This is a genomic window from Anaerobranca gottschalkii DSM 13577 (assembly GCF_900111575.1).
Lineage (GTDB): Bacteria > Bacillota > Proteinivoracia > Proteinivoracales > Proteinivoracaceae > Anaerobranca > Anaerobranca gottschalkii.
In genome coordinates this window covers 1-15,606 of record NZ_FOIF01000044.1, presented here as the reverse complement: position 1 = coordinate 15,606, position 15,606 = coordinate 1, and the positions used below count along the sequence as shown (strand labels likewise).

The 15,606-nt window shown below is 32.6% G+C and carries 13 protein-coding genes, 1 tRNA gene and 1 pseudogene; 5 read left to right on the top strand and 10 right to left on the bottom strand.

The window, feature by feature from the left end:
* Together BMX60_RS12325 and istB are read left to right on the top strand one after the other, a co-directional pair.
* Positions 1–338: pseudogene (locus tag BMX60_RS12325) on the top strand (IS21 family transposase); the annotation flags it as partial.
* Positions 339–366: 28 nt separating this feature from the next.
* Complete coding sequence (istB, locus tag BMX60_RS09330) at positions 367–1,122, top strand: IS21-like element helper ATPase IstB (RefSeq protein WP_479722607.1); 756 nt, start codon at positions 367–369, stop codon at positions 1,120–1,122.
* A gap of 377 nt (positions 1,123–1,499) precedes the next feature.
* Here the strand turns inward: istB and BMX60_RS09320 are convergent.
* A tRNA-Ala gene (locus BMX60_RS09320) sits at positions 1,500–1,575 on the bottom strand.
* 114 nt (positions 1,576–1,689) lie between these two features.
* On the opposite strand from BMX60_RS09320, the gene BMX60_RS09315 reads away from it, so the two are divergent.
* Both BMX60_RS09315 and BMX60_RS09310 read left to right on the top strand, forming a co-directional pair.
* Positions 1,690–2,832: an NAD(P)-binding protein gene (locus BMX60_RS09315; protein ID WP_091351212.1), complete on the top strand. Its 1,143-nt coding sequence runs from the start codon at positions 1,690–1,692 to the stop codon at positions 2,830–2,832.
* Positions 2,816–3,919 carry an NAD(P)-binding protein gene (locus BMX60_RS09310; RefSeq protein ID WP_091351211.1) on the top strand — a complete coding sequence of 368 codons (1,104 nt, stop codon included), beginning with the start codon at positions 2,816–2,818 and terminating at the stop codon, positions 3,917–3,919. Before BMX60_RS09315 ends, BMX60_RS09310 begins: the two co-directional genes overlap by 17 nt.
* On the opposite strand, the gene BMX60_RS09305 is transcribed toward BMX60_RS09310, so the two are convergent.
* The 8 genes from BMX60_RS09305 to BMX60_RS09270 form a co-directional block, all read right to left on the bottom strand.
* On the bottom strand, positions 3,911–5,110 hold the full coding sequence (locus tag BMX60_RS09305; RefSeq protein ID WP_091351210.1) for a GerAB/ArcD/ProY family transporter: 1,200 nt from the start codon (positions 5,108–5,110) through the stop codon (positions 3,911–3,913). The two genes, BMX60_RS09310 and BMX60_RS09305, sit on opposite strands and share 9 nt — an antisense overlap.
* Before the next feature lie 13 nt (positions 5,111–5,123).
* Positions 5,124–6,227: a Ger(x)C family spore germination protein gene (locus BMX60_RS09300; protein WP_091351209.1), complete on the bottom strand. Its 1,104-nt coding sequence runs from the start codon at positions 6,225–6,227 to the stop codon at positions 5,124–5,126.
* Positions 6,205–7,782, bottom strand: a complete 1,578-nt coding sequence (locus BMX60_RS09295; RefSeq protein WP_091351208.1) for a spore germination protein — start codon at positions 7,780–7,782, stop codon at positions 6,205–6,207. Before BMX60_RS09295 ends, BMX60_RS09300 begins: the two co-directional genes overlap by 23 nt.
* Before the next feature lie 94 nt (positions 7,783–7,876).
* Positions 7,877–8,557 (bottom strand): hypothetical protein, encoded by a 681-nt coding sequence (locus BMX60_RS09290; protein ID WP_091351207.1) that lies wholly within the window; start codon positions 8,555–8,557, stop codon positions 7,877–7,879.
* 66 nt (positions 8,558–8,623) lie between these two features.
* Positions 8,624–9,826 (bottom strand): methionine gamma-lyase, encoded by a 1,203-nt coding sequence (megL, locus tag BMX60_RS09285; protein ID WP_091351206.1) that lies wholly within the window; start codon positions 9,824–9,826, stop codon positions 8,624–8,626.
* A 268-nt stretch (positions 9,827–10,094) separates the two neighbouring features.
* Positions 10,095–11,654, bottom strand: a complete 1,560-nt coding sequence (locus BMX60_RS09280) for a sigma-54 interaction domain-containing protein (protein ID WP_091351205.1) — start codon at positions 11,652–11,654, stop codon at positions 10,095–10,097.
* Between the two features lie 13 nt (positions 11,655–11,667).
* Positions 11,668–13,380: a B12-binding domain-containing radical SAM protein gene (locus BMX60_RS09275; protein ID WP_177159762.1), complete on the bottom strand. Its 1,713-nt coding sequence runs from the start codon at positions 13,378–13,380 to the stop codon at positions 11,668–11,670.
* Between the two features lie 84 nt (positions 13,381–13,464).
* On the bottom strand, positions 13,465–13,719 hold the full coding sequence (locus BMX60_RS09270; protein WP_091351203.1) for a hypothetical protein: 255 nt from the start codon (positions 13,717–13,719) through the stop codon (positions 13,465–13,467).
* Between the two features lie 206 nt (positions 13,720–13,925).
* On the opposite strand from BMX60_RS09270, the gene BMX60_RS09265 reads away from it, so the two are divergent.
* Positions 13,926–15,026 carry a D-alanine--D-alanine ligase family protein gene (locus tag BMX60_RS09265; RefSeq protein WP_091351202.1) on the top strand — a complete coding sequence of 367 codons (1,101 nt, stop codon included), beginning with the start codon at positions 13,926–13,928 and terminating at the stop codon, positions 15,024–15,026.
* 384 nt (positions 15,027–15,410) lie between these two features.
* Here BMX60_RS09265 and BMX60_RS09260 read toward each other — a convergent pair.
* Positions 15,411–15,606 (bottom strand): transposase (locus BMX60_RS09260; RefSeq protein ID WP_143055920.1); only part of this gene is annotated, 196 nt, incomplete at its 5' end.

Genomic DNA, 15,606 nt, shown 5'->3' with positions numbered 1-15,606 from the left:
TTCCTGAACCTATAATAGCAAAGAATTTTTTTGAGAATATACGTATATCAAAACCTAGATATATAAGAGATCAATTGTTAATCATCAAAGAAGCAATAAAAGATCAAACAACTGATACTATTGAAAAAGGGCTAAACTTTTGTATAAAAAATAAGCTATACAGTGCGGCAGACTTTAAGGATGCTGTAAAACATTATGCAAAAGAACAAACTGGGATTGTTACTGATAGTAACATAGAAATTAAAGCTCTCTCTTTAACAAGTATGGAAAAAATTAAAACCAAACCTCAAGTAAGGGATATTTTAGAATATGCCGATATTATTAAATCAAATATGTAATAGATTTTAAGAAAAAAGGAGGACTATGGTGATTGCTACAATAGACAATATCAAAGGTATGTTAAATACCCTTAAAATATCTCACTCTGCATCAGCTTTAGAAAAAATCTTAGAATTATCTAATGAAAAAGGGTTATCTTATGAGAAATTCTTAGAAAACTTGTTAGAACATGAAATTAAATCTAGAAGTGAAAAAAAGATTGAACAAAGGTTAAAACAAGCTTTATTTCCTGAATACAAGACTATTGATGAGTTTGATTTAGCGGAGCAACAGTCATTAAGTAGACGACAATTAAATCAACTTTTAGAATTTACATGGATTGAGCAAGGTTTTAACTTAATCATGCTTGGTCCTCCTGGTGTAGGGAAAACTCATCTAGCTATAGGGCTTGGTATACATGCTATACACAGTGGGTATAAAGTTATTTTTACTACTATGAATGACCTTATATACTATCTTAAAACTCAGGAAATATTACGTTCTGCTCAAACTCGTTTAAAACGTATCACAGAGGCTGATCTTGTAATTATTGATGATCTTATGTTTATGGCTATGGAAAAGCATGAGGCTAACCTTTTCTTTCAGTTAATCAATAAACTTTATGGCCAAACATCCATTATTATCACTTCTAATAAAGGACCAGAAGACTGGGGAGAATTATTAGGAGATCCTGCAATAACTACTGCTATCCTTGATAGAATAGTCCATAAATGTGAAGTGATAAATTTATGTGGTGATAGTTATCGATTGAAATACAGAACTTCCATTTTTGGTAAAAATTAGGTGTAAAAAATTATTTATCAAAATTTGTAAAAAAGTACTTGACGTTTACAACTAATTACCGCTTTTGAATATACATTTTTAATTTTGTCAATAAGTTCATAACGTTTATCTTTGTATTCAAGTAATTTGTTTGCGAATTCCTTATAAAAATCAACCCAATCAAATATATTTGAATTATTCAAATTAAATCCCTCCATATTGGTTTCCCTAGGTTAAACAAAAATACATTATACCTTTACTTAATTTTTTCTACACAATCATCGAAAATCCTTCTATTTCCATAAATCTATTGCTAACTCCCCACACATCCCCAAAAACAAAAAAGCCTTGATTCCTCAAGGCTTTACAGTCATTATATCAAATTTATATTTCTAATATGGTGGAGATGAGGGGAATCGAACCCCTGACCTCTTGAATGCCATTCAAGCGCTCTCCCAACTGAGCTACACCCCCATGAGTCACTGACAATATTTATTATAACATTATTTTTCCCTTTGTCAATAAATTAATCACAAAAAACATATATTTTTTTTATTGTCAAATACTAAGATAGGGAGGTTGATTTTTATGAATAAGAAAAAAAGGATAGCTATTATCGGTGCTGGTGCCGCTGGGCTTATGTGTGCTTACGAATTAGGGAGATTAGGCTATACTCCCGATGTCTATGAAATTCAAGATAGGATTGGCGGGCAAGGTTTTGATCATACCCTAGGCTGGATGAAAGTTATGTATAGACCGTTAAAAGACCCTTTAATTTTTTTTAAGAAAAAATACAACTTGTCTTTCAAACCCTTAAATGAAATCCATAGAGTAAAGTTTTTTTCGAAAAATAATTCTGCAATTTTAGAAGGTAAATTAGGTTATATCCACTTATCAGGACCAGATCAAAGTTCTATCTATTATCAAATTTATCCCCATATCAAAAATTGTAATATCAGATTTGGTGAAGTAGTCAATTTCCGTCAATTAAATCAAGATTACGATACAGTAGTCATGGCCAATGGCTATTCTGAGCTTACAGAACTTTGCGGTTTATGGAATACCGATGTTGCAGGTTTTGTCCGAGGTGCTACAGTATATGGCCACTTTCAACCAAACACAGTTTATATGTGGTTTAATACCCAATACGCCCAACATGCCTATGCTTATTTCATTCCTTGGAATGAAAATAAAGGTTCATTAATTTTAAATATGTTAGAAACAACAGTCCATGGAGCAGATATCTGTTGGAAGAGATTTTTATCAGAGCTAAATTGGGATATTGAAATCGGTGATATTTGGGAAACCATCCATGCCTTAGGGCATGTAGATAAGTATTTTTACGATAATATAATAATAACCGGTGGTGCAGCTGGACTTTTAGACCCTATTTTTGGTTTTGGCAATGTAGAATCCCTAGATAGTGGCGGGGCTGCTGCCAGACACATTGCTGGTATAGGAGATTATAATAAAGAGATAGCTTTTTGGCGCCACAGAAATGACAATGCTCTAATTTTGAGAAGATACATAGATAAATTTACCGATGAAGATTTCGATAAAATGCTAGATTTAATTAAAACACCTATGTTTAGAACCTTAGCGATAAATAGTCCTTTTAATATCGTTTCTATACTTGCCAATGTAATTAAAAAAGTAGTGGAAACTGAGAAATTAGAAAGAATACTTTATCCTGGGACAAAGGAAGTGGTTAGTGATGCCAAATACAAGTAAAAAAAGGGTAGCAATATTAGGGGCAGGTGTTTCTGGACTTTCCTGTGCAATAGAGTTAGAAAAATATGGAATTTATCCAGATATCTTTGAGGCTAATAAACACTTGGGCTCCCGAGGTTTTAATCATGCATTAGGGTGGATTAACTTAATGTACCGCCCTGTTCGGGATCCTATGCTATATTTAGAAGAAAAATACAATATCCCCTTAAGGGCAATGGAGGAAATTCGAAGGGTTAATTTCTATTCAGCTAATAATTTTGCTACAATGACCGGTAAATTAGGTTATATCCATATGGCTGGTCCTGATGAAAGGGGAATTTTAGCTCAATTAAGAGCTTTTATTAAAAGCCCTATATATTTCAATTCTATTGTAAATTTTAGAGATTTAGCTAAGGAATATGAATATGTAGTAATTGCCACTGGTACTCCGGAAATCCCTAAACTTTTAGGGGTTTGGAAGACCGATGTAGTAGGCTATGTCAGAGGGGCAACAGTTAAAGGATATTTTGATCCCTATACTGTAGTTATGTGGGTTAATACTAAATATGCCCAGAGGGCTTATGCTTATTTTGTACCATGGAATGATAGAAAAGGTTCTTTAATCCTAAACTGTCAAGAAATTACCGGCCATGCTGCGGGGAAAATGTATGATATGTTTATAGATGATATCAAATGGGATGTTGAATTTGAAGAATTCCATGAAACTCCCCATACCATTGGCCATGTTAAGAGACACCAAATTGATAATTTATACCTGATAGGTTTAGCCGGTGGTTTTTTAGACCCCCTCTTTGCCTTTGGAAATATTGAAAGTATTGAAAGTGGATTAGCAGCTGCTAGAAGTATTGCCTTGGGATGGGATTTTACTAAACAAATCCATCTATGGCTTAGAAGAAATCAGCAATTATTGATGCTTAGACGTTATGTAGACAAATTTAAAGATGAAGATTTTGATAAAGTTTTCGATGTCGTTAAATCTCCAGGATTTAGAACTTTAGTAGCAAAAACCAATATCAATATCATTTATATTATCTCTAAACTAGCAAATACATTGGCAGGAGACAAAGTAGATAGGGTGTTATGGTGATTCTCCCTCCCCTTCCCCTTCACTGCTAGGTTCGCCAAAATTGCCCTTTAATGGTTGGCTTTCTTCCTCTTCTTGTTGTTCTTCCTTTAACTTCTCTGTAGACATCCCTTTGTTCATGATACTAGCTAAAATCAAAAATATAGTTGGTAAAATACCACCGAAAACTATAGTTAAAAAGGGGAAAGTTTGCCTTAAAACAGAAAATAAACTGGAAAGATCTTTAGCCACTATACTGGGTAAATAGAATAATAACCCAGCCATAGGTAAGGCTATTTTTTTGTAATTATTTAATTTTAAAATACTGGTTACTAAAAGTATAGACATGAAACAATACACAGTTGCACAAATATACATTCCCGCTACCCAGACCCCTACAAAGGTTATTTCTATATTTTCCAAAAAATTTCCTATGGAAATGGTTCTAGCCATTGAAAAGGAAGGGTAAAACATAGTTGCTGTTTGCTTTGGCCCAAAAACTGCAATGGTTCCTAAAGCCCCTGCCAATAAAGATACCCCTGTTACTATAACTGAAAACATCCCTAATTTTTTCACATTAGGAGTCAACTTTGCTGTCTCTATGTATTTAAAAAAGGTTAATACAATAAAGGGAAATTGTAATAGCCATCCTATAGTTAAGTAACTTCCCTGTAAAATATTTTCTAAACCTATAACAAAAACAGGTGTTAAATTATCAAAACTCATTTTAGTAGTAGCTAATCCCACCACTAACCCCACCACTAACATCCCTACTGGAAAGATATAGACATTGGTTCTAAGGATAGCTAATGTACCTTCATAAACCCCTAACATTAAAACTAATACATAAAGAATTCGAAAAGCAATGGGTGGAGTTTCTGGCATTATGGCTAAAACAAAAAACTCTTCAAGTTGCCTTATTACCAAGGCACTTATATAAAGGTATAACACACTATAAGATAAAGCTATTATCTTACCAAGGAATTTGCCTAAAACTTCTTCTAAAATTTCCTCCAAACCCTTTTCGGGAAACTTCATTGCTAAACTAACTGCTATTAACGAAAAAGGTAGTGCTACAAAAGTCCCTATAATCACCGCTAACCAAGAATCTTGCAGTGCTACTTCTGCAATTAAAAATGGCAAAAATAGCACCGCTGTTGTCAATACTACACTGATATAAAGGATATATACTTCGCCGACCACAAGTTTTTTCATTTTATCACCCTATTTATCTTTCTTCTCTATTTATTATTGAATTAACTTTAATAATTACCTCTGATTCTTTAAACTTTTCAATCCACTTATCTTCATCCCACTTTTTAGGATACTTCCTTCGATACCTTTTTCCAAAACCTATAAAATCCACCCCTTCTTCCTTTGCTAAATTTACTGTTTCTAAAATAGTATTTTTAATATATCTATTTACCTCCTGTTCTATTTGAGACACAGTTAAATTTGTTTGATCATCAGCCACCCTTAACTGTTGATCAACTTTTATATGGAATACTAAACCTTTAGACCCTTCTACTGGATTAATAGAAACCTTTGTATCCATCAATTCTAAGGTGATGTATCTAGAATCTTTAGGATTTGGATTTATAGTAATGGAACCATGTCTCACATCACCAACTAACCACAATAACCCTAAAACTTCCTTGTTATCTAATGTCCCTTTCATAGTTGTGTTTTGAAAATATGCGGCATTTTTTATTGCAACTTTTTCACCTTCCATAGTAATGATAGGTAATGTTAGTTCCGCATCCCCCTCTTTAATATCTCTGACCATTTCATATAATTCTTTTCGCAAAATCTTTGACCTTTCCCAATTGAACCGCATACTATCTTTAATGGCTAAGCCGGTAATTCCCCCTAAAACCGGTTGTGATTCCAATATTTCTTTGATATCACCCTGTCCAACTGCTATTAAGGTAGTGCTCCTTATTCTAATATCCCTTTGCAAAAAATCCAGTATTCTGTTGATTCCACTTTTAGCCAATTCTTCACTAATAATTACTAGCCTGGCATGGCTTAAAAATAATCTCCTATTGGCTACTTCAAACATTTGATCGTAAGCTTGAACTATTGTTTTTCCCTTTCCTTCAATTACAACTATTTCTCCACCTTCACCATCTCCACCTCCAGCTTCCTGTTGAGCTTTACCTATTTGAGCATATAAAATAAATTCCCCATCATCTCCTTTGTCTATACCTAATGCCAAAACAAAGGCTAGTTCTTCTAATTCCCTTCTACTCCAACACCCGGTATTACTTATTAGTAAAATAAAGATTATCATATAAACTGCTATTCTTTTATTTTTCAGCTTGATTTTCATCTTCTTTTTCCTCCCCTTGCCCTGGAGGACCTTTAGGCCCTACTTTACCCATTTGGGGCCAAGGTGCCCTCCAAAATACATCTTTCATATCCCGCTTTTTAAAAGGAGTTACAGGGGACATATAAGGTACTCCAAAACTCTCTAGACCATTAAGGTGTAAGAATATCCCCATAAATCCCATTATTAAACCAAATATCCCTAAAACACTTGCTAATATAATTAACAAAAATTTAAGGAGTCTAAGGGAAATTACAAAGGAGTAATCGGGAATCAAAAATGAAAATACTCCCGATGCGGCAACGATAATTACTAATTGGGGGGAAACAAGACCTGCTTCTACAGCAGCTTGGCCCATTACTAATGCCCCAACTATACTGACAGCTTGACCGGCAGCCTTAGGTAACCTCAAACCTGCTTCTCGAAGGCCTTCTAAAACCAGTTCTAAAAGAAGAGCTTCAACTACAGTAGGAAAAGGTACAGGTCCTCTGATTGCCGACATCGTTAAAGCCAGCTGTGTAGGAATCATTTCTTGATGATAAGTAGCTATCGCCACATAAAAGGCAGTCAAAGATAGTACAAAAATAAAAGAAATCATCCTAATTATCCTATTAAATGCCGCCACTGGAAAACGTTCATAGTAATCTTCAGCGGATTGGAAAAACTGCCAAAAAACTGTAGGAACTATCATTGCATTAGGGCTGTTTTCTGTTAGGATTGCAACTCTACCTTCCAATAAACTACCAGCTATTTTATCAGGTCTTTCAGTAGTTGAAATGAGTTTGAAAGGTGTAATAGGAGTTCCTTCAATAAATTCATTTATTACGTTATCACTTACAACACCTTCGATATTTATTGCCTTTATTTTATTTTCAACTTCATCAACTAAACTTTCATCTGCCACCCCTTTTAAATAACAAATAACCACATCATTACTGGAAGTAGTCCCAATTGTCACTGTTTTAGCAATAAAGTTATGGGTTTTTATCCTTCTTCTAAGTAAACCAATATTTGTCTGTAAACCTTCCACAAAACCTTCCCTAGGGCCATGGACTACTGTTTCATTTTGTGGTTCTGAAATTCCCCGTTCTTTCCATGCCCTAGCCTCTACTATCCAGGCTTTGTGGTAGCCGTCAATAAAAAATACAGCTTTTCCTACTACTATAGCTTTAAGTATTTCTTCCCATTTATCATCTTCTTCTATACTTAAAGCTGCTGGAATGCTTTTTAATATTTTTTCTAAATTTTTAAACTTTTCCTCAGGGAGAATATCTGTCTCATAATTGTATGTACACAATTTTTCCAAGAAAAATTCACTTATCATAACTTTATCTACAAGGGTCTCTAAAAAAGCTACCGCTATATTTAGTTCTCCTTTACTACCTGCCAACATTTCCCGCAAAATAAAATCTAGGTTATCACCAAAGGTTTCTTCTAACACTTTGATATTTTTTTGTAAATCAGGGAGAATTAAGTTCTTTTCTTGAAGCTCTTCTTTTTCCGGTTTTTGCGGCTTTTTTGTAGATTTATTTGCCTTTTTAGGTTTTACTATTTTCATTATTTCTCCCTCCTTTCTTTAGCTATTTTTAGTATGTTCATATATAAATAAAATTACGCCGTAACCTTTGAAAATTACGGCGTAATTTATTTTATTAAAATATTCTTTTAAGCCCTTTTATTAGTTTTACTAACCCAAAGATAACTAGAGCTAGTAAAACTAATATTGAAAAAGGTCTGAGGGGGTTAAACCAATAATTGACCTTAAACCATGTTTTAGGGTAGTCAATTAAATCTTTAAGACCAAACTTCTCATCTTTACCAATAGTTAAAACATATCTCCCTTTTTGCTCCACAGGGCTGAATATTGCTATATAGTAAGTACCATCAGTAGGTAATTCCAGGGAAAATTGCTGTTTCTTAATGTAAGATGTTTGGGTAAATGGTTCAAAAAACTTTGTTCTATTATTACCTGGAGGTATTACATAGCCCCGGTACTGACCACCTAAAACTTCTGTATAGTCATCTAAAATTCTAGTATCTTCAAAGGGGCCAAAGAGAATTTGAACTAAGAGCAATTCCCTATCTCCTTCGATATTTGGTAACATTATTTGGGAATAAAAATTTTGTCCCTTTTTCCCTTGAAAACTGTAAAAGTGAATATTATTTTCTTCAGTTAATTTGGCGTAGATCGCCGATGATTTTTCAATATCTTTAATTTTATAACTTTCCTCTAGGTTATTAATTGTTTTATCTATAAAGATTCCCTGATGGGCCAGAGCAATTTGTGATATAAAAAGCAGCCACAATAGTATTACAGTACTAATTTTCTTCATAACCAACCCTCTTTATAAGTTTACTATAATACTATTGTGGACTGTTATTTATCGATTATTCCTCTACTATTTAATTTGACTTAATGCATGTTCTAAATCATCAATAATATCTTCTGCATTTTCTAAACCAACAGACATACGGATTAAACCTTGACTAATTCCTACAGCTGCTAATTGTTCTGGGGTATATGTGGAGTGGGTCATTGAAGCTGGATGCTGTACTAAAGTTTCTGCATCCCCTAAACTTACAGCGAGTTTACATAGTTTAACAGAGTTAATTACTTTTTTACCATTTTCAAAACCACCTTTTACTTCAAAGGCAATTACTCCACCAAACATTTTCATTTGCTTTTTAGCTAACTGGTGATACGGGTTATCCTTTAACCCTGGATAATAAACTTTTTCTACCATAGGATGATTAGCTAAATATTCTGCAACTATCATAGCATTTTGACAGTGTTTTTCCATCCTTAAATCTAATGTTTTCATTCCCCTATCTAATAAGAAGGCATCAAAGGGACTTAAAGATGCACCAGTCATATCCTTAACTCCGAATAAACGGACTTGGGTAATGAAGTCTAAAGAGCCTACTACAAAACCTGCAATAACATCACCGTGACCATTTAAATATTTTGTAGCAGAATGGACAACTATATCAGCACCTAAAGTAAGGGGTTGTTGTAAATACGGTGTTGCAAAGGTGTTATCTACTATTAACTTTACTCCTTCTTGGGAATGGGCAATCTTAGCTATTTCCTCTATATCTACAACCTTTAAATTGGGATTAACAGGTGTTTCAATATATACCACCTTAGTATTTTCTTTCATAGCTTTTCTGACATTTTCAGGATTAGAGGCATCTACAAAGGTAACTTCCACACCGTATCTGGTTAAACCATGTTCCATATATGCAAAAGTACAACCATAAAGGGTATCATCTGCTACTATGTGATCCCCTGCCTTTAAAAGGGTCCAAAGGGCAGCTGTAATTGCACCCATTCCAGAAGCGGTAGCTATTGCAGCTTCACCATTTTCCAAAATAGCTAGTTTTTCTTCTACTGCAGTTACCGTAGGGTTGCCAAGTCTTGAATAAATATACCCACCTTCTTCTAAAGCAAATCTTCTTCCCCCTTGTTCTGCACAATCAAAGATAAAGGTTGATGTTGCATAGATAGGTGTAGTTAATGCACCGTACATTTCATCCTTTACATGACCACCATGGATAGTTTTGGTACTGAAACCTTTTTTCATAAGTTCTTCCCTTTTCATTTAAAGATCCTCCTTAATTTCATTTTTTACTATCGAACTATTTTAAGCTACCTTTTTGTCTTCATCCCAATTCCAAGGTTTCCTTATCTTTAGTTGTACCTTATTTATAAGCAAAGTACGTGCCAACTTTAAAATCCCGTAAATCAAGGATTTTTTTCACAAAAATACTCGAAAGCGTAAACTTTTGTTTCCACAAATGACTAAAATTACATTTTTTATTATTATTTTTAAAAAAAATAGCCCTATTGGGCTATCAAATTCGTAAACTTTAGTTTCCATTTTCGTAAACTTCTGTTTCCAAATTGTGTTTTTTTAGTTTTTTTTGTACGCCTGTATGGGACAATCCTAAAACTTTTCCTATTTTTCTTGTAGTTTTATATTTCTTTAAAACCTCTACTAAAATTTTTTTCTCTAACATATCTAACTGAGCTTTTAATGATTTATTTTCATCTATTTCTATCGATGTTTTTAGATTATTTTCTTTTTCAATGTAAAGAACATGGGGTTTAATTAAGGAGTTTTCAGGAGTTAAAATTACTGCCCTTTCCACTACATTCTCTAATTCCCTTACATTGCCAGGCCAATGATAATTTTTGAAAATCTCTAATGTTTCAGGTGTAAAACCCTTAATTTTTTTCCCAGTAGCTATATTATATTTATCTAAAAAGTATTGGGCTAATAGTATAACATCTTCCACCCTTTCCCTTAAAGGTGGTATATAAATTGGGATGACATTTAAGCGATAAAACAAATCTTTTCTAAATTGGTTTTTACTTACCATTTCCTTTAAATCCCTATTGGTGGCAGCGATAATTCTAACATCAACTGGTGTTTCTTCATTACTACCTATTCTTCTGATTTTACCTTCTTGTAATACCCTTAATAACTTTACTTGTAGATGGACGGGAAGTTCCCCTATTTCATCTAAAAATACAGTGCCACCATTGGCAAATTCAAAAAGTCCCTGCTTACCTTCCTTTTTAGCATCAGTAAAAGAGCCCCCTTGATAACCAAAAAGTTCACTCTCCAAAAGGGTATCGGGTAAGGCAGCGCAATTGATAGGGACAAAGGGCTTGTCCTTTCTCGGTCCCGTCCAGTGAATTGCCCTGGCAAATAATTCCTTACCAGTTCCACTTTCCCCTTGAATTAAAACTGTGGAATGGGATAAGGCAGCTAATCTTGCCAGTTGTATAACTTCACCAATTACAGAGCTATGGTGAATAATATGTTCAAAGGTTATGGCTTTAGGTTGGGTAATGGAATAAACCATTTCCCTCACTTTCCCCATATCTTTCATGGTTGCTACAACACCTAACACTTGATTTTTATCACCTTTAATAGCCCTTCCACTGGTAATATAGTGTACCCTTCTTCCATTGATAATTAAACTCATTTCTTTATTGTCATAATCCTCGCCAGTTCTTAAAGTAGTTAGCATAGGTACGTTTTTATTGAGAATATCTCCTACATCTTTTCCGATAACCTCTTTCCCTTTAAGATTGAGAATTTCTTCTGCCATTGAGTTTATCCTGGTAATTTTGCCATATTGATCTATTGCTAAAATTCCATCACTTACCGTTTCTAAAATTTCTACTAATTGTTTTTCTTTTTTTTCTACTGGAAGGAGAGGTATTTCTTCTATATTTAAAATATCCTTTTCTGCTAGTAACTTTTCTCTGATAATTTCAGGATTAGGGCATTTAAATTTTAAAAAAATTTGTTTTGATTTAACTTCCATGACATCAATACTTAATTTTTCATCACTAAAGACTTTTAAAACATCAAGTACCATGCCAACCCTATCTTTTGTTTCAATTTTCCACCTCATTTAAAATCACCCTCTATAATTTAATTTCTAAAACCTTAGGATGACCAAAAATCCCTTCAGTTAAAGAATAATTAAACAATAAATAAACTGGTCTAGGGCTTTTGTCTAAAGGATTATAGTTGAATTTTTCTACAATAATTTGTTTGTATATCTCAGTGGGACGAAGTTCTTGAAAGTTCGGCAGATATTTAACAATATTTTCCTTTGATTTTAAAAAGTCAAATACTTTCTCTTTAGTATTTTCCCTTTCTCCAAAAAATTGGGGTAATGTATGGGTTCGTTTATGGGAAAGATAATCAAACTTTAACAATTCAATAAATAATTCTTCCTTATGTCCATAAGTTTTATAAAATCTGTATAGTATTTCATAAAGTTCGTTATGACCTATATTTTTATCTAATAATCCTTCTTGAGCAAAATAATGGTATAGGGCTTCATAAACCTGAAAATAGTCTGAAAATTCGGTGTGTAGCCACTCCATAGATTTTTGAAATTTATGGCTGTTATAATAAATTTCTAAAAGATGTTCTATATGTTTTAACTTCGTTAACTCCGTAAAGGAGATATACCTATTCTCTAACACTTCATAAGGTGGAAAATAGTTAAATTTATATCCATGTAATTCTTTTTCCCCTCTAATTTTTGAACCTTTTAGGAGTTTCAAAAATCCCAATTGTAATTTATGGGGCTCTAGTTCCATTACATCATTAAAGGATTTAGCAAAAGATTTATAATCTTCATAGGGTAAACCTGCTATTAAATCTAAATGTTGATGAATATTATTAAAAGTGTTTATCTTTTTCACTACTTCCCTTAATCTTTGGAAATTTGTCTTTCTCCCTATAGCAGCTATACTTTGGGTGTTAGTTGTTTGAACACCAATTTCCAATTGAACTCTATTAATAGGCATCTCCTTGAAGATAGCCAATATTTCTTCTGTAATTAAATGGGCTGAGACTTCTAAATGAAAGGTAGTATTTGTATCTAATCCTTTAATAAACTGGAGCAAATCTACAGTTAACTCACTATTACAATTAAAGGTTCTATCCACAAACTTAATCATTTTTGAATATTCAGCTAAAATTTTTATTTCCTTTTTAATCCTCTGAGTATCTAGAAAACGAACTCCTTTGGTAGTAGATGATAAACAGTAAGAGCAATTAAAGGGACAGCCCCTACTCCCTTCATAATAGATTATTTGACCTTTTATATTCTCTAAATCTTCACCTTCATATGGAAAAGGTATCTCATTTAAATCTAAAGTAAGGGACATACCATTATCAAAGGTTTCTGTCAATAATCCTGGGATATTATCTAATCTATCATTTGTCGTTAATCCTTGAAGAAGCTTTTTAAAAGGGAGTTCCCCTTCACCTTTAATTATGTAATCTACATAAGGGTGTTCTAGAAAAAATTCCTTTTCTTCAAAGGATACTTCTGGTCCTCCTAGTAGGATTTTAACTTGTGGTAAAAGTTCTTTAATTGACCTTGCAACCTTTAAAACAATTTCTATATTCCAAATATAACAGGAAAAACCTAGTAGTGTTGGGTTTTCTCCATATATTTTTTGAATTATTTCTTCAACCTGATTATTTATCGTAGTTTCCAAGATCTTTGCCTGTATATTTACAGATTCAGCCATTTTCTTTAAATAACGTATAGCTAAATTAGTATGGTAATATTTGGTGTTAATGGCTACCAATAATACTTTAAAATCTACTTTCATATATTTCATCCTTTCTAAACTCAACCATTACTATAAATATAATGTACCCAGAAAAAATAATCAAGGGCACCAAACAGTACCCCTTTACTGTAAATATCTGATAGCGGCATCTAAAATAATGCCATCACCTTCTTCTTTATACCTTACCATTCCCACTAACCCATTATCATTATTCTCCTCTAAATATTTTGTAACTATGTGCTGAAGGGCAGTTTGACTAAAAGGTTCATGAAAATGGTGTACTAATCTATAATAATCATCCTTTTTAATATAAAATTTTTTATGATAAACTTGAAAAACCCTTTCTTCACCTTGTCCTGTTATATTTTTAATTTCCAATTTAAAACCTCCCTGTCCAGTATTAATCTTTATTTTTTACTTTTATATTTTTTTAAACTGTTTATTCATAGATAACAGTATATTTTAATAAATATAACATAGATTTTCATAAAAATTTATTTGTCAAGGTCTTGCGGATAGTATGTTTTTAAATTAGAATTATTACATATTAAATAAAAATAAAATTTAGATGGGAGATTTGATGTGTGAAAAATAAAATTTTATTCCTATTTAATGCTGTGGAAGATAGTAAAAGAGTTGGTGTTTACGGTGAATGTGCATCTTTTAATGCAGTAGAGACTATTCACAACGCATTACTTAAGAGTGGTAACGATGTAGTTCCTTTAAATTTAATGAACCCTAAACAATTAACGGAAGAAATTACTAAAAACCACTATGATTTAGCCTTTGTAATTGCCGAAGGATACTTAGATATCCCAGAAACTTTGTATGATGGAACAGGTTCACAGTTAATAAGACAAGTATTAAAATCTCATAATCTCCCCTTTACCCATTCAGATGTACAGTGTATGGAATATTGCCGTAATAAAGACTATACTTATGAAAGGTTAAAGGAATCTAACATTTTAGTTCCCAGCTATTATGTAGTTGATCCAGATGGAGATATTTTAGCTCAACTGAGAGAAATTGAAAAAAATATGGAATTTCCATTATTCGTAAAGCCTACAGGTGGAGGTAATAGTATTGGTATAGATGAATCTTCCATCGTTCATAATTTTGAACAGCTAGACTTAAAAATTACTAATTTAATTACCCAATTAGGTAACATATTAATTCTAGTTGAAACTTATTTAAGTGGTAGAGAATATACTATTGGAGTTATGGGTAATAATGACCCCTATGTATTACCAATAGTAGGTTTTCCATTAACTTATAAAGTTCGTAGCTTTACTTCTAAAAAAGCTGAGCATACTCAAAGGGACAGTTTCCAAATCCTTGATTTTAATGATTCTAGGTTTTACGCTTTACAAGAACTGGCAATAAACACTTATAAAAGTGTAGGGGCTGAAGATATAATTAGATTAGAAGTTAGAGAAGATGCCAATAAAAACCTTTATGTAATAGATGTCAATGGAACTCCAGCTATTACCCAAGGTGCATCTTTGGCTTTTATGATGAATTATCTCGGACTTGAACACCATCACTTAATTTGTTCAATATTATATTTTGCTTTACAAAAAAACAATATTCCTATTAATATTGAATTGTTGAAAATTATGGAAGAAGTATTCCATGTTTTAGCACCATATAAACAAAAACTTTCTGATTCACAACAAGCAGTTTAAAAAAGGACCGATTAGGTAAAGGACCGATTAGGTCCTTTGTTTTTTTGGGGGAGCACAAAAATATTTTTTGATGTTAAAATCCCCAATATTTTTATAATCTTCAACAATAAATTTATAGGAATTATTTTCCGTCACCCTTTTTATTAACTCTTTCCCTTTATCACTTATACTCCCTGAACAAAACAGTAAAATGTTTTGTCGGTTTCTTTCTGTAGCTTTAACTAAGGTTATTAATTTGAGGAAATTGCATAATTAAGTTTTTATATTTATCAAAAAAAGAGCATAGAAAATCTAACTCATTATAAATGAGATTTTAAAAAAGGTTAAATTTTGTTATCTAGAACAACATCCTCCATTCTCTATAATATTTTTAAATTTTTATCGTTAAGCAGCTTTGCTAGCAGATACACCTATATTCAATGCAATAGTTCCTGCAACTAAGGCTATACAGTTAAGCAATGCATGAACTTTAGCCTTCTTTATACCTTTAGATCTGAGATTATCTAAATTTAGATATTTTTTTAGCCTGCTATTACATCTTTCAACAGAACTTCTTTTGTTATATTGATTTTTCCATTCA

Excerpts from the sequence above, each read along its gene's own strand:
- BMX60_RS09300 (WP_091351209.1), bottom strand. The coding sequence starts at position 6,227 with ATGAAAATCAAGCTGAAAAATAAAAGAATAGCAGTTTATATGATAATC.
- megL (WP_091351206.1), bottom strand. The coding sequence starts at position 9,826 with ATGAAAAGGGAAGAACTTATGAAAAAAGGTTTCAGTACCAAAACTATC.
- BMX60_RS09280 (WP_091351205.1), bottom strand. The coding sequence starts at position 11,654 with ATGAGGTGGAAAATTGAAACAAAAGATAGGGTTGGCATGGTACTTGAT.
- BMX60_RS09295 (WP_091351208.1), bottom strand. The coding sequence starts at position 7,782 with ATGAAAATAGTAAAACCTAAAAAGGCAAATAAATCTACAAAAAAGCCG.
- BMX60_RS09310 (WP_091351211.1), top strand. The coding sequence starts at position 2,816 with ATGCCAAATACAAGTAAAAAAAGGGTAGCAATATTAGGGGCAGGTGTT.
- BMX60_RS09305 (WP_091351210.1), bottom strand. The coding sequence starts at position 5,110 with ATGAAAAAACTTGTGGTCGGCGAAGTATATATCCTTTATATCAGTGTA.
- BMX60_RS09290 (WP_091351207.1), bottom strand. The coding sequence starts at position 8,557 with ATGAAGAAAATTAGTACTGTAATACTATTGTGGCTGCTTTTTATATCA.
- BMX60_RS09315 (WP_091351212.1), top strand. The coding sequence starts at position 1,690 with ATGAATAAGAAAAAAAGGATAGCTATTATCGGTGCTGGTGCCGCTGGG.
- BMX60_RS09275 (WP_177159762.1), bottom strand. The coding sequence starts at position 13,380 with ATGAAAGTAGATTTTAAAGTATTATTGGTAGCCATTAACACCAAATAT.